The sequence below is a fragment of the Blautia sp. 1033sp1_1033st1_G9_1033SCRN_220408 genome, assembly GCF_040929965.1.
GTDB classification, from domain to species: Bacteria; Bacillota; Clostridia; order Lachnospirales; family Lachnospiraceae; genus Blautia_A; species Blautia_A ammoniilytica.
In genome coordinates this window covers 332,381-346,139 of sequence record NZ_JBFKZO010000001.1, presented here as the reverse complement: position 1 = coordinate 346,139, position 13,759 = coordinate 332,381, and the positions used below count along the sequence as shown (strand labels likewise).

11 protein-coding genes, 1 tRNA gene and 1 other RNA gene are annotated in these 13,759 nt (G+C 43.3%); 1 reads left to right on the top strand and 12 read right to left on the bottom strand.

The features are described from left to right. Positions 1-58 precede the first annotated feature (58 nt). The 10 genes from AB5916_RS01595 to AB5916_RS01550 all read right to left on the bottom strand — a co-directional run bounded on the left by AB5916_RS01595 (position 59) and on the right by AB5916_RS01550 (position 11,719). A complete protein-coding gene (locus tag AB5916_RS01595; protein WP_173727067.1) occupies positions 59-883 on the bottom strand; it encodes a TPM domain-containing protein in 825 nt (274 codons plus the stop codon). Positions 884-899: 16 nt separating this feature from the next. Beyond that, the gene (locus tag AB5916_RS01590; protein WP_368188982.1) at positions 900-1,973 is read right to left on the bottom strand and encodes a hypothetical protein; all 1,074 of its coding nucleotides are present in this window, start codon (positions 1,971-1,973) and stop codon (positions 900-902) included. Between the two features lie 30 nt (positions 1,974-2,003). Further along, positions 2,004-3,308, bottom strand: a complete 1,305-nt coding sequence (locus AB5916_RS01585; protein WP_368188981.1) for an SPFH domain-containing protein — start codon at positions 3,306-3,308, stop codon at positions 2,004-2,006. Positions 3,309-3,545: 237 nt separating this feature from the next. Then, a complete protein-coding gene (locus tag AB5916_RS01580) occupies positions 3,546-5,075 on the bottom strand; it encodes a sensor histidine kinase (RefSeq protein WP_368188980.1) in 1,530 nt (509 codons plus the stop codon). Further along, the gene (locus AB5916_RS01575; protein WP_158422808.1) at positions 5,072-5,752 is read right to left on the bottom strand and encodes a response regulator transcription factor; all 681 of its coding nucleotides are present in this window, start codon (positions 5,750-5,752) and stop codon (positions 5,072-5,074) included. The genes AB5916_RS01580 and AB5916_RS01575 overlap by 4 nt, the downstream gene beginning before the upstream one ends. Positions 5,753-5,871: 119 nt before the next feature. Further along, the gene (locus AB5916_RS01570; RefSeq protein WP_368188979.1) at positions 5,872-6,972 is read right to left on the bottom strand and encodes a glycoside hydrolase family 172 protein; all 1,101 of its coding nucleotides are present in this window, start codon (positions 6,970-6,972) and stop codon (positions 5,872-5,874) included. Positions 6,973-7,038: 66 nt separating this feature from the next. Further along, complete coding sequence (locus AB5916_RS01565) at positions 7,039-8,502, bottom strand: hypothetical protein (RefSeq protein WP_368188978.1); 1,464 nt, start codon at positions 8,500-8,502, stop codon at positions 7,039-7,041. A 15-nt stretch (positions 8,503-8,517) separates the two neighbouring features. Beyond that, the gene (locus tag AB5916_RS01560) at positions 8,518-9,354 is read right to left on the bottom strand and encodes a carbohydrate ABC transporter permease (RefSeq protein ID WP_158422811.1); all 837 of its coding nucleotides are present in this window, start codon (positions 9,352-9,354) and stop codon (positions 8,518-8,520) included. Beyond that, positions 9,351-10,244 (bottom strand): carbohydrate ABC transporter permease, encoded by an 894-nt coding sequence (locus AB5916_RS01555; protein ID WP_368188977.1) that lies wholly within the window; start codon positions 10,242-10,244, stop codon positions 9,351-9,353. Before AB5916_RS01555 ends, AB5916_RS01560 begins: the two co-directional genes overlap by 4 nt. A gap of 206 nt (positions 10,245-10,450) precedes the next feature. After that, entirely contained in the window at positions 10,451-11,719 is a 1,269-nt protein-coding gene (locus tag AB5916_RS01550) for an ABC transporter substrate-binding protein (RefSeq protein ID WP_173727063.1), read from the bottom strand. Between the two features lie 253 nt (positions 11,720-11,972). On the opposite strand from AB5916_RS01550, the gene AB5916_RS01545 reads away from it, so the two are divergent. Then, entirely contained in the window at positions 11,973-13,031 is a 1,059-nt protein-coding gene (locus AB5916_RS01545; RefSeq protein ID WP_158422814.1) for a LacI family DNA-binding transcriptional regulator, read from the top strand. Between the two features lie 57 nt (positions 13,032-13,088). Here the strand turns inward: AB5916_RS01545 and AB5916_RS01540 are convergent. Beyond that, positions 13,089-13,162, bottom strand: a tRNA-Val gene (locus tag AB5916_RS01540). 36 nt (positions 13,163-13,198) lie between these two features. Further along, positions 13,199-13,547: a transfer-messenger RNA gene (gene ssrA / locus AB5916_RS01535) on the bottom strand. Positions 13,548-13,759: the final 212 nt, after the last annotated feature.

Here is a 13,759-nt window from a genome sequence, read left to right as displayed (position 1 = left end):
CTTTCTGTTTTAGTAATCTTTAAGAATGTCTTTGGATAAGAATCGTACTGCAATTCTCTTAGAATTTCCCGCTGGATCCTCCATGGGTTTTCCCCTGGGAGGAAGTATGTGTAGTGCTGCCGGAATTCTCTTCCTGTCTCTCAATCGGTTTCTTTGTAACTATGCAATTCACCAGATGATCCTGTCTGGTGGTAAGCCGTATGCTGCCTGGCACCACATAATCCTGTGCACTTACTTTTTGCCTTACAGACGTCAGTTTGCTTTTCTTGATAAGCCCAATGATCAGTGCGATTACCAGACCGATCAGAAGATCTGCCGGTATCCAGAAAAGGCCCGGGGTCTCTTTGGGAAGGTGATCGGTATCGTATGCCTCTCCTGTTTTCGCCTGTGTCAGGAACTCATCGCAAAGAGAGGTAAAGTCCTCAAATGCTTCGTAATAATCATCATCCTTCAGTTCTGTGGAAATCTGTTCGATGATATACTGCTGTCCTGCATCTGTAAATGCAGTGATCCCAAAGCCGCTGGTACTGATAGCCCAGTTCCTGTCTCCCATATCCAGCAGAAACAGGATACCATCCAGATCTGGTCCCTGTCCATATCCCTGCAGGTCATAATAATCATCTGCGTATACAGAGGCTTCCTTTCCCTCCAGATCCGGCACCGTAACAATCACTACATCACAGGCCTGCTGCGAGCTTACCTCTTCAAGTTTCTTTTCCAACTCTTCATACTGTTCTTTTTCCAGGATCCCGGCATTATCTACCAGAAGGGCTCCGTGTTCCTGAACCTCTTCTGCATTCACAGGCATGATCTGTGTTGCACTCATAGTGGTGAGAACAGTCACAAGAAATAAAGTTACAGTTCTACAAATTCTTTTTCTCATTGTCTTGTCCCCCCTCCTATAACAGCATCAGCAGCCACATAAGTCCATAAAGGACAGCGCCGATGGCTGCGCCTCTGGACAGCACATATTTCCAGAATGCCTGTTTATCAGCCGGCAGATCTCCTACCATCTTTCCTGTCTGACCATTCATGGCAAAAAGATAGTGTTCCCCATTCCATGTGGTGCTTAAAAGCCATACCGGATATAGCACATACATGTACTCTGCATTCAAAATATGTATATCACTGTGCGCCATATTTACAGAAGTATAATGCTCCATATCCTGACTCATGGCGGATTCTGCACTTTTACGGATCCGCTGTGTAACCCGTTCCTGGCTGTCTTTGGCTTCCACATCATACCGGTCTGCAAAGTATCCTGCAAGATAAGCATTCTGAAACGGAACAGCCTCTGCAAAATCAAATGGTTCTATGGATTCCATAAGGGTATTATCCATTTTGCGGGATCCGTCTACCGGTAAATGGGAAAAAGACATATTCCCGCCTCGTTTTACATCATAGGATTTCCGCTCGGTATACTCCATGTCGCCCTGTTCCCATACCCGGATCTTTTCTGCTTTGTAGGAAACATCTGCATGAATATCTGAATCAAAAAGCCAGAAAGGAATATATACTCCTTTTATTTCATCAATATGATTTTCCCTTGCAAATACAGAAGGCAAAAAGCTTTTTCCCTTCAGATGGTTCTTATAAGATTCCTTTGCTGCCTTTTTATCCAGCTTGAAAGGTATGATGCGGTCCGGCTTCAGATCTCCTGCAAACTGACCTTTTACAACGATTTTATTCCCGCAGAAAGGACAGGAAGATGCTCCTGTAGTCTGTTCTGCAATAATTTCACCTCCACAGGACTGACACACATAAACCTTCATATCCTGGGTTTCTTCCTGGGACCAGGTTTCGTTACCTGTTGATGTCCACTGAGCGGTTCCCTGGTCTTTTGCATTCTGTCTTTCCCATTCTTCCACACTGATCTGGGTATCGCAGTATGGGCACTTTAACTGCTGTGTCTTGCTGTCAAACTCCATAGCCCCGCCGCAGGCCGGGCACTTATATTCCATTACATCACTCATCCGGTTGTCTCCTTTCCCTGTGTTAGTACATTAAAAAGGTCTGCTCTTTCCGCACTCCTGGCAGAATTTCCCTTTATTTACTGTGCCACAAGAACAGGTCCACTGATCCTGTACAACCGGTCTTGGAGAACCACATTCCGGACAGAATTTCCCGGTTGCAATCGTGCCGCACTGACACCGCCAGCTTCCTGGCGCAGTCTGCTGTGCACCAGGCATCCCCTGCTGCATCCCTGCCATGTTCTGCTGCGCTCCAGGCATTCCCTGCTGCATCCCTGCCATATATGGCTGTGCCCCAGGCATTCCCTGCTGCATCCCTGCCATATTCTGCTGTGCTCCCATCTGGTAAAGCCCCTGCATATTCATACCGCCTTGTGCAGATGCCATATTCATGCCGGCAAATCCCATCATGGCTCCATTCTGATTAGAAGCAGCCATCTTCATTGCCTCTGCCTGTGCTCCTGCCAGTGTGGCTGCTGCCATCGACGGATTTTGTAAAATAGCCATTCTCTGAGCCTGTTTGATCATCTCAGCATCTTCTTCAGGAAGTGTAACCTGATTCATGCCGATTGCTACGATCTTCAAACCGCGCAGTCCCTGCCATTTCTCACTGAGGATCTTATCCATAGCATCTGTCAGTTCCATTAAATGTCCCGGAATCGCATTCGGACGGATCCCCATCTCTGAAATCCTTGCAAAACCAGGCTGTAATGCTGTAAGGAACTCCGCCTTTAACTGACTGTCCAATTCCTCTCTTGTGTATTCCTCAGAAACGTTGCCGCACACATTTGTATAAAACAGGATGGGGTCAGTGATCCTGTAGGAATACACTCCATTACACCGTACAGACACATCTATATCAAGGCCGATATTTCTGTCTACCACCCGAAATGGGATAGGAGAAGGAGTTCCGAAACGGTTATCCATAATCTCCTTTGTATTAAAATAATATACTCTCTGATCCTTCCCTGTATCTCCGCCAAATGCAAATCTCTGTCCGATCTTGTTAAAGGTATTATTCAGGCTTTCTCCCAGATCACCAGAAAAAATACTTGGTTCTGTGGAAGTATCATAGACGAATTCCCCAGGCTGTGCACACACCTCCACTACCTTGCCCTGATCCACAATAAGCATACACTGTCCGTCTGCAACTGCGATCACAGAGCCATTGGAAATAATGTTGTCATCTCCTTTTTTATTGGAAGATCTTTTCCCAGTCCGTTTCCTGCCCTTCATCACAAGAATGTCCCGATCCATAGCTTCACAATAAAAATATTCCTTCCACTGATCTGCCAGCACGCCTCCAACTGCACCTATTCCAGCCTTAAGTAATCCCATACTTCTACCTCCCGTAAAAATGTTATTATTTATTATTTTACCTCATTTTCCCTTTTTTTTCATCACCTATTTGAATGAAATGCATTTTTCCTTAATTTTTTCAAAAAACGCATTAAAAAAGAAAGCAGAACAAATATCTCTGCTTTCCTTTTATGCTGTCACTGCCGGATAAATTCCAGGCTCTGTCTTTTCAGATCTTTTTAGTCCTGTCCTGTCAAATGCTTTTTCTGTCAGATACTATTTTCTGTCAAGGGTAAACCAGAATTCCACTCCGTTATCAAAATTCACAACTCCATATTTCTGGTTCATGCCTTCCATGATCGCCTTGACAATAGAAAGGCCAATACCACTGCCGCCATATTCCCTGGTGCGGGCTTTATCCACTTTGAAGAACTTATTCCACAGCTTGGGAATATCCTCCTCCGGTATAGGGGTTCCTGTATTAAAGACTGTAACCTTTACTGTACTTTCTTCTTTCAGGATCTTGATCTCTATCTCGTGTTCCCCTTCCAGATGGTTCAGGGCATTGCTTACATAATTGGTAACTACTTCCTCAGTCTTAAACTCATCTGCCCAAACATAAACTGGCTTCTTTTCCTCGAAAATGATCTTTGCCTCTTTTTGCTGGATCATAATATCCATGGTGGACAGAACCCCCTGGATCAAAGCTGTCAGGTCAAAGCGTTCCATCACGATCTCATCCCTGCCGGATTCCAGATGATTCAAGGTAAGAAGATTTTTCACCAGCTTATTCATCTTTGATGCTTCGTCCATGATCACATCACAGTAGAACTCCATGCTTTCCGGATCATCATTGATTCCTTCCTTCAGTCCTTCTGCATACCCCTGTACAAGGGCAATGGGGGTCTTCAGCTCATGAGATACATTATCCAGGAATTCTTTACGCATCTCATCAATCTTAACCTTATCTGCAATATCTTTCTGAAGCTTGTTATTAGCAGATTTAAGCTCTGAAATAGTAGCCTCCAGCTGGCCGGACATCCGGTTGAAATTATCTCCCAGAACATCGATCTCGTTGCCTGCATGGCTTTCATACTTTGCTTCAAAATTCAGATCCGACATTTTTCTTGACAGCTCAGTCAGTTCGCTGATCGGCTTTGTGATCCTTCCTGTTACGAGCCAGATCACAATACCGCTGGCAATAATGATCAGCGCTCCTACAAAGAAATAAAACTTATTGGATATGGCAGCGCTTTCCCGGATACTTTCCAGCGGACTCCGAATCAGGAAATAATTCCCATTATCAAAAACGCCCCAGCATTCTACATAATCCATACCCACAAAACGGTCATGTACCTGTTGTACCACATAGTCGTCAGTGGATTCCAGGATCTTGCTCTTTACTTTGTCATCATCCAGATTGCTTGCATACCCGAAAAACAGCTTGTTTCGCAGCTGATCCTCATTCTCCGGCCAGCAGATATACTTGGTGTTATCGCTGTTGATCAATACCCAGGTAAGATTATTTCTGGAACCTGACTGTGCGATTTGCGAAGGCAATTCCTCTTCTGTACCGTCATCGTGGACCACTTCATCAACATCGATCTGCGCCAGAACCTCTTTGGCTTCCAGCAAAACCTCTTTCTTCCGTGACACATAGTATTTTTCAAGAAAAATTCCATTGATCAACGTAATTGCAAGCACGGACAGTAAAAGAAGCCCTATAAAAGTAAAGGTGATCTGGTGCTTCATAGTGTGCAGTTTTGGGGCTTTTGCGGCTTTTTTATGCTTCCCTGGTGATTTCATTCTCCCACCTCGAACTTATAGCCCATACCCCAAACGGTCTTGATGTATTCCCCTTTCTCACCCATTTTGCTGCGCAGCTTCTTTACATGGGTGTCAATGGTTCTTGCATCTCCAAAATAGTCATAATTCCATACAGAATTCAGGATCTTCTCTCTGGAAAGGGCAATGCCCTGATTCTCCAGAAAATATGTGAGAAGTTCAAATTCTTTGAAACTTAAATCCATAGCCTTCCCATCTACAGTAGCAAGATGCGCAGCCTTATCGATCACGATCCCGCCTGCTGACAGTACATCCTGCTGGCTGCCCTGCCCTGTACGGCGCAGGATCGCCTCTACCCTTGCCACCAGGATCTTAGGACTGAATGGCTTGGATATATACTCATCCACTCCCAGATCAAAACCCAGAAGCTCGTCTCTTTCATCACTTCTTGCAGTGAGCATGATAATAGGCACTTTGGAATCCTTACGAATCTCCCTGCACACTTCCCAGCCATCCATCTTCGGCATCATCACGTCCAGGATCACCAATGCAATATCCTTTTCTTTATAAAATATATCCATGGCCTCTTCACCATCACCGGCTTCCAGCACCTGGAAATTCTTCTTTGACAGAAAGTCCTTTACCAGCTTTCTCATACGGCTTTCATCATCCACTACGAGAATCTTAAGTGTATCCATTTATAAACCTCCTTGTTATTCGCCCAAAAAATTATAAATATATAATATAACTGATTTGTGGGCATTTCAAGGCAAGTTTGTGACTTTTGTGTGAAGGGATATGATTGCTATCCACAAGTTTATCGGGGCCACCGTTCCTCTTTTGGTGGCAGCGGTTCATACCGGTTCTTCCCACCCTCCATTTGATACCAATATGCCACGCTGGACACATCATCCTGCCGCTCAAACAATCCATTATGGGACATTCCGATCTGCTGTACAGTTACGCGGATATCTTCCTGGAAATATATGGGATCCGGAATGTGGAACCTGTACATTCCCCGCATGGGAGGACAGTCATCGTTATGATAAGGATGCGTAGTCAGATCATCATGGGCAGAATAATAAGGATATCCAAGAAAAGGAGTGGAATAGGTCTGTTCTTTCATTTTACCAGGTTCCGGGCTTGCAAAACTCCAGGAACCGCCCACATAATCCTCCATTCCGGTGCCACAGATAGTAGGGTAATCCTTATCTCCATCCAAATAAAATTTCACTTCTCCCTCTCCCCACCAATACCGTTCCAGTGTCTGTAGTGCAATATAAGTTCCTACATAAATGCCTTTTCCATGGACCCCGTCCAGAATGGTATAATCCTTCTTTTTACAGGTTACAGGCTCCCGGTTCCATTTTGCATGAAAATAAAATACTGGATCCGGCAGAGAATCATACAAACAGTAATCAATCTGGTAAAAAAAGGCTGGCACAGGATTTTTATGTTGGCTGATCAAGCGGATCTGTGCTCTTTTCCTGAATGGCATAGGAAAATAACAGTTCAGTCCACGAGACGGCACTACTGCAATGGGATAAGAATTTACCATACATTCTTTCCCAAAACCACAGCAGAAGAAATCCCCCAATGGTACCTCTACAGCTGGATATTCTTCCTCATCCCAGATCATCTGGAGTATCAGGTCCCGAAGCACAAAACAGTCACCCTGAGAGGTTTTGTTATCCACTGTAATCCAAATATGATTAATTACCCCACACCCATGTATATCTGCCAGAACTGTAGTACTGCCTGGTGCAATATCAGTAAAGCATGGATGACCTTTTCGGCCTTTGCCCAGGCTTCCCGATGCCATTCCTCCTTTACCCTTTTCTCCCGTAGGATTTTCCCCATTAATGGCACGGGAACTGCCAAACTTCCCATAAGGAAAAATATTCCCAAATAAATTCATCAGCGCCTCCTGTCATCAGAACACATATCTGACAATCCAATTCTTTGGTTGCAATCTTTTGTTCTGTTATCTGATTTCGTTCTGTTCTTCCCCTTCGTACATTTCAAACTGCTGTACCTGCACGCTTCCGTATTCTGCAAAAACTCCTGCATTACCAGGTTTAAAACCATAACATCTTCCACAAAGGGCCACATCATCAACATAAGCTGCCACAATATCATTAGATGTAAGAATGAAAATCTGTACAGTTCTGTCTTCTTTAAAATGAACAGGGCGGGTTTCTTCAAAAAACTGATCCTTTTCTGTTTTCCCGGATCTTTCCAGTACCATTCGGTCATGCCCCAGTTCCAGACGCAGCTGGCACCATTGATTCATTTTGTCTCCTGATACATGGAACATGATTCCAACTGCATGAGTTCCTTCTGTCCATTGCAATCTGGCTTTTATCAGACATACATTTTTCATTGCCCCCAGCTGTATCCAGCCAAAACCATCCTTGGAAACTCCTTCTGTCAGCAAATCTGCCGTTCCTGTTTTTGAACTGCATTTCCAAAATCCAGATTTAGGAATCTGTTCCAGACTTATTCTTTTAGAAAAAGACTGAAGGATCGTATCCGGTATTTTTACACCCAGTTCTCCATTTTCTCTTGGAACCAGCTGATGGACGATCACATTTCCGCCCCATACGTACCTGCCATCATTGGTACAGTCCTTCCGGATAGACTGCCATCCCACCAGATATCGGTTGATCCCGTCAGAAACTGTTTTTGCAGCATAGAAATCCCTGCCGTCAAATTTTTCATCCCAGAGAGGCGGTACCCATGGGCCATTAAAGGAATCAGCCATTTTATATTTTGTTTCCCATTGTTTTTCATAGGAGGAATACGTCAGATACCATCTTCCATTCATCTGAAAAACGTCCTGGCATTCCAACGTGGGATCTATCCGCGGCGAACAGATGGTATCATAATATTCCCAGCTTCGTATATCCTCTGAAACATATACTGCGGTACAGCCGCTGCGATTCTTATCTCCATCCTTTTCACAGGCGGTAACCAGCATACAATACTTACCAAGAACAGGATTCCAGAATACATGGGGATCTCTCCAATGTCTGCCTGCAAAATGCTCCTCATCCGGGTAGAATATGTAATCCCTGTCTTTTTCCCATATCTGCAGATCCCAGCTTACAGCCCGAAGGATTGCCTGCTCATATTTGCCTGCTTTTCCTCTGTTTCCTTCGCAAAATCCGGTATAATAAAAATAATATTTTTCCCCATCCCAGCACACACTGCCTGTTGCAGCATGCCAGTCCTGCTCCTGTGGTGTTCCATTCTGAAGCACCAGTCTGAAATGGTCATAATGCACAAAATCTTTTGTCTCTATTGCATAAATGCAATACTTATAAAGATAAAGAAATGTATACACTCCGTCTTTGTAAAAAGGCATCAAATCCCCACACATTTCCCCATGAGGCATTCCTTCATACTGATATTCCGGTGTATAAAAAATGTAATTACATCCTGTCATAATCTCCTCACAATCTCAGCCTTTTACTGCTCCTGCCACAACGCCTTCAATAATATGTTTCTGCAAAATAAAGTACAAAATCAGAATCGGTATCACTGACATAACCATTCCTGCCATCATCAATCCATAGTCTGACGAAAAATCCCCATGGAAGGACTGGGCTGCAATAGGAAGTGTGTACAATTCCTTTTTTACCAGCACCAGGCTTGGAAGCAGATAATCATTCCAGATTGCCAGCGAATCAATGATCACCAAAGTGACCACCGTAGGTTTTAATAGGGGCAGTACCACAGACCTGTAAATCTTCATTCTGGAAGCGCCATCAATCTTAGCAGCCTCTTCCAATTCCAATGGGATAGAGCTTACAATAGCACCATGAAACATAAAGGTTCCCATACTGACCCCAAATCCTACATGCATGCAGATTAGCGTAAGCCGGCTGTTCAGCACATGAAGCACTGATCCATACACCGAAACAATAGGAATCATCAATACCTGAAAAGGGATCACCATAGACAGGATCATCAGGGAAAAGAACAGCTTATTGATCTTCCATTTACACCTTGCAAACAGATAGGCTGTCATGCTGGAAAATAGAACGATTAAAAGCACACTGACTACCGTGATCAGCAGGGAATTAAGAAAAACATTCCAGAAATCCATTCTTTTCAAAGCAAGAAGATAATTTTCCGGACAAAAGCCTTCTTCACCAATAAGCGACAGCGGATTCTTAACCACATCTCTTTTGCTTTTGAAGGAATTGATCAGCACCAGGAAAAAGGGAAATATGTAAACCAGCAATAAAACAGTAAGCAGAAAAGAACTTTTCCCGTATGTTTTTTTCTTTCTCATGCCTGAACCTCCTTCTTCTTTGTAAAATAGATCTGCATCAACGAAACAAAAGCACAAACCACGAACAGCAGAATGGCTTCTGTCTGTCCCAGGCCATAGTTTTTCTCTGAAAAAGCTTTTCTGTAAACATACATGGAGGCCATTACTGTTGAACCAAAGGGATTTCCTTCTGTCAATGAAAAGTTCAGGTCATATGTCATGAAGCATCTGGTAATTGTAAGGAAAATACAGATAATAAATGAAGAAATCATCATTGGCATAACGATATATTTCCTGCAGGCTTTTTCATCACAGCCGTCAATTTTTCCGGCTTCCAGCAGTTCTTTGGGTACGTTCATCAGACCGGCAATATAGATCAGCATCATATAACCGGAATACTGCCACACAGTTACCAGGATCAGTGCAGCCATGGCCAGCTTTGTGTCAGACAGCCAGGACTTTGAAAGGAATCCAATATCCAGGGATTTGCCAAAAGCCACCAACACCCTTCCAAAAATAAACTGCCAGATATACCCCAGGACAACTCCTCCGATCAGATTTGGGGTAAAAAAGGATGCACGGTAAAAATTCTGGAAACGTACTCCCTTCGTCACCAGCCTTGCCAAATGAAATGCTATGTAATTTACAAGAAGCAGCGCAATTCCTGTAAAAATAATGGTTAATAGAAGGGACTGCCAGAATTTCACATCCCCAAAAGCCTTTATATAATTTTCCAGTCCCACTATGTTCTTTTCTCTGGAAATCCCATTCCAATCCGTGAACGTTAGATAAACGCCGTAAACAAGCGGAACCAGGATCGTCATCACAAAAAAGAATAGCGATGGTCCGGCAAATACGAGAAATGTACCTGTATTCTTTATCTTTGTCCTGCTTTTTTTAGATATACTCATGCTGCTCTCCTATGTTTGTCTTTCATTTATTCCTATAAATCCTGCATCTTAAGATCCTGTATTCCAGGGGGCCGACACTTGTTTCAAAAGAGATGCTGTATAATCCCGGCACCAGACTTTCATCTATATATGCACAAGATCTGTACAGCATCTCTTTCTCAGGGTTCAACCAGGATTCTTAAGTTCTCTGGCTGCCCCTGGCATTATCATTCATGATTTTTCCAGTAATCGCTGACTTCGGAAATCAATTCATCACGATCCATGTCACCGGAGATATATTTCTGAAGAATAGCACCAACTACTGTATTATGATCACTTGGCATTGCCTGATACCAATATACAGAAGATCCATTCTTTACAAAGGATGCAACAGATGCACTTAATGCAGCCTCAGGCTCCTGTGTATTATTGGAAAATGCAGTAATCAGAGAACATGTATTTACCATGAATTTCTGGCCATAATCGCTGTATACCAGCCAGTTCAGAAATTCAAGAGCTGCCTTCTGCTCATCTTCAGAAGAATATGCTGCGTCAACTGCGAGCATCTTGGTAGCTCCGCTGACCAGATTATGGGCATTCACTTCATCCTTGGTATCCATCGGGTATGGCATAATTCCCACATTATCTGTAAGTTCACTTACATCTGTGGCCCAGCTTCCATTTGGCCAGAATGCAACGGTTCCTTCTTTCAGATACTCATCATTCATATCATAGGTTGCAGAAAGAGGATCATCTTTGTTGATGTTATACTCCATATATACATCGATCAGATCCATTAATGCATTAAAGTCCTCATCATTCGCCAGATCTTCTTCTCCCTTTTTCAGTCCGTCTACAAAAGCCAAAGATGCTTCTTCACTTCCATCTTCTCTTGCACAATAAGCCTGTCCAAATACATGGCTTGCCAGTGACCAGTCATCCTGGTTCAGTGCAACCGGACTTTCCATGCCGCCTTCTACCAGTTTGTCCAAAAGACCTTTAAAAGCTTCCAGATTGCTATAGTCTTCCCAGTTAAATGTTTCTCCTGTAATCTTCTCGATGGCATCCGCATTATAGATCAGCCCCATAGCTTCAATTACAAATGGGAATCCATATACTTTTCCATCCAAAGTCAAACCATACTGGGATCCTCCGTCTCCAATCCATTTCTCTCCGCTAAGATCATACAGATATTCCTGATAATCTGCCACATCCGGATAATCCATCATCATAATGGTGTACGGCTCCCCTGCTGCATACTTCTCGGTAATATGGTTTTCTTCCGTATTGGTATAGAATTCCACCTCAATACCTGTTTCTTCTTTAAATGCAGCTCCCATATCTTCCAGGTAATCCTGGATCTCTGTTTTAGTATTCAGGAATGTGATCTTTGTCCCTGAAAGATCTGATTCCTGTGCCATTACTGTGCCAGCCGGAGCCACCATTGAACCAACCATGCATCCTGCCATTAAAAGTGCAATTGCCTTTTTACTCATTTGCTTTCCTCCTTGTTTTCATTTCTTTACATTTTTTTGGTATGTTTATATTAACATATTTATCATTTATAGTCAATTATCTTTTCTTTTTTTACATCGTTTCGTAAATTATGTATAGTTTTCTTTATACTATTTGTCTTAAATCACAATATTTAGTAATACATTTTTTACTTTTTCATTTTATGTATTTACATTTTTAACATTTTACGCTATACTGAATTATAGAAAGAACCCTATATTCAGGAGATGTGAGATGAATAAGAAAAAAACAACCATACAGGACATTGCAGATTCCCTGGGTTTTTCCAGAGTCACTGTATCTAAAGCTCTGAATAACTCTGGTGATGTGTCCCAAAAGACAAAAGAAATCATTCTGAACCGTGCAAAACTGATGAATTATAAAGCCTTCCGGTCAGACACGATTCCTGAGGCAGTCAAAGAAGAAGCATTGCCTGGGCAAAGCGGCAATATTGCCTTATTTTTACATATGATACCGGATAGCTTCCATATGGCCTCCTATTTCATGATGTCGTTAGAACAGGCACTTGGAAAGATCGGCTATTCTCTGTCCCTTCATCTGATCACAGACTGTGAGCTTGCTAACCATACATTACCAGCTAGTTTCCACATCCAAAATACAGATGCTATCCTTGCACTGGAGATTTTTGACCGGGATTACTGTGAATTTCTATGCACCCTGAAAAAGCCTGTGCTTTTCTCAGACATATACAGTTCCTTTACCCAGGGAGACCTGCCTGCAGATATTCTGGTAGCAGACAATTATACTGCTTCTGTAAAACTGTATTCTTCTGTAATCGAAGAACGCAAGCCAAGCACTATAGGATTTCTGGGTGATCCGAATTACTGCCTCAGCTTTTATGACCGGTTCAAAGGCTTTCTGAACGTGGCACAGACCTACGGTTTTCTATCTACTTACAAAGAACACTCCATTATCTCTGATAATAAAAACTTCCAGGATGACCTGTGGATGCAGGATCGCTTTAAGGCCCTGGAGCTTCCAAGCCTGCTTGTCTGTGCCAATGATATCCTGGCTATGAAAGCACTCACCTGCCTGGAACGGTTGAATATCAAGGTACCGGAGGATGTGATGGTCTGCGGATATGACGGAACCCCTACCATTTCCTCCTTGTATCCATCCCTTACCACCATCATTGCCCCCAGTGAAGAAATGGGGATCATGGCTGCTGAGATTCTCAGCCACAAGATCAAGAATCCACAGCTTCCCAACATGATCATTACCATGAACTCCAAGATCAAGAAGAACCGGACTACTGGGAATTACGAAAGGTAATTGTTATTTCTTGCATATAAAAAACTGCTGCACAAACTGTACAGCAGTTTTTTATAGTGGAAGCAGTGGGGCTCGAACCCGCGACCTCTCGCGTGTGAGGCGAACGCTCATCCCAGCTGAGCTATGCTTCCTTCTCATAAATGCAGGTACACTTAAAAGCCTGCATTCTATGGACCTGGCGGGAATTGAACCCGCGTCCGAAAGTCTATCCCTTGCGGCATCTCCCATCACAGTCAATGTTTTAACATTCCCTCCACAGCACGCCCACAGACAGGCTTACTGCTTCAGTAGCTTCATAATACATCTGCCGGGACAAAGCTTAACCGACAAGGTTTCTCACATAGTCGACGCCAGGCTCCTGATGTGTGAGTGCATCAGGTCTGACGGGCAGCACTTAGGCTGCCATTACTAACTGATCGTCAGCGTTTATATTTAGAATTTCCCGTTTTAACGCAGTTCGGGAGCTGCGGATGGCTTCCTCAACTTCAAAACCCCCGTCGAAACCAGTACAAGCCCGAATAGATAAAATCGGATATCTTTGCTGGTACGCAGACGAATTGAAACTGTGTGGCAGAACATATCTGTCACTACCTGACAGCCGACAGTCTTACTATCAACTCTCTTGTTAAAGAATTATAATCATGTTTCCACCGGCTGTCAAGGCAAATTACAGCATTATTTCATATCAAATCACAACATTATTTCATATCAATCACAGCATTATTTCA

Bases quoted from the DNA above. Each gene is read 5' to 3' on its own strand.
- AB5916_RS01575 (WP_158422808.1), bottom strand. From the start codon at position 5,752: ATGGATACACTTAAGATTCTCGTAGTGGATGATGAAAGCCGTATGAGA.
- AB5916_RS01545 (WP_158422814.1), top strand. From the start codon at position 11,973: ATGAATAAGAAAAAAACAACCATACAGGACATTGCAGATTCCCTGGGT.
- AB5916_RS01555 (WP_368188977.1), bottom strand. From the start codon at position 10,244: ATGAGTATATCTAAAAAAAGCAGGACAAAGATAAAGAATACAGGTACA.
- AB5916_RS01550 (WP_173727063.1), bottom strand. From the start codon at position 11,719: ATGAGTAAAAAGGCAATTGCACTTTTAATGGCAGGATGCATGGTTGGT.
- AB5916_RS01585 (WP_368188981.1), bottom strand. From the start codon at position 3,308: ATGGGATTACTTAAGGCTGGAATAGGTGCAGTTGGAGGCGTGCTGGCA.
- AB5916_RS01570 (WP_368188979.1), bottom strand. From the start codon at position 6,972: ATGAATTTATTTGGGAATATTTTTCCTTATGGGAAGTTTGGCAGTTCC.
- AB5916_RS01565 (WP_368188978.1), bottom strand. From the start codon at position 8,502: ATGACAGGATGTAATTACATTTTTTATACACCGGAATATCAGTATGAA.
- AB5916_RS01590 (WP_368188982.1), bottom strand. From the start codon at position 1,973: ATGAGTGATGTAATGGAATATAAGTGCCCGGCCTGCGGCGGGGCTATG.
- AB5916_RS01595 (WP_173727067.1), bottom strand. From the start codon at position 883: ATGAGAAAAAGAATTTGTAGAACTGTAACTTTATTTCTTGTGACTGTT.
- AB5916_RS01560 (WP_158422811.1), bottom strand. From the start codon at position 9,354: ATGAGAAAGAAAAAAACATACGGGAAAAGTTCTTTTCTGCTTACTGTT.
- AB5916_RS01580 (WP_368188980.1), bottom strand. From the start codon at position 5,075: ATGAAATCACCAGGGAAGCATAAAAAAGCCGCAAAAGCCCCAAAACTG.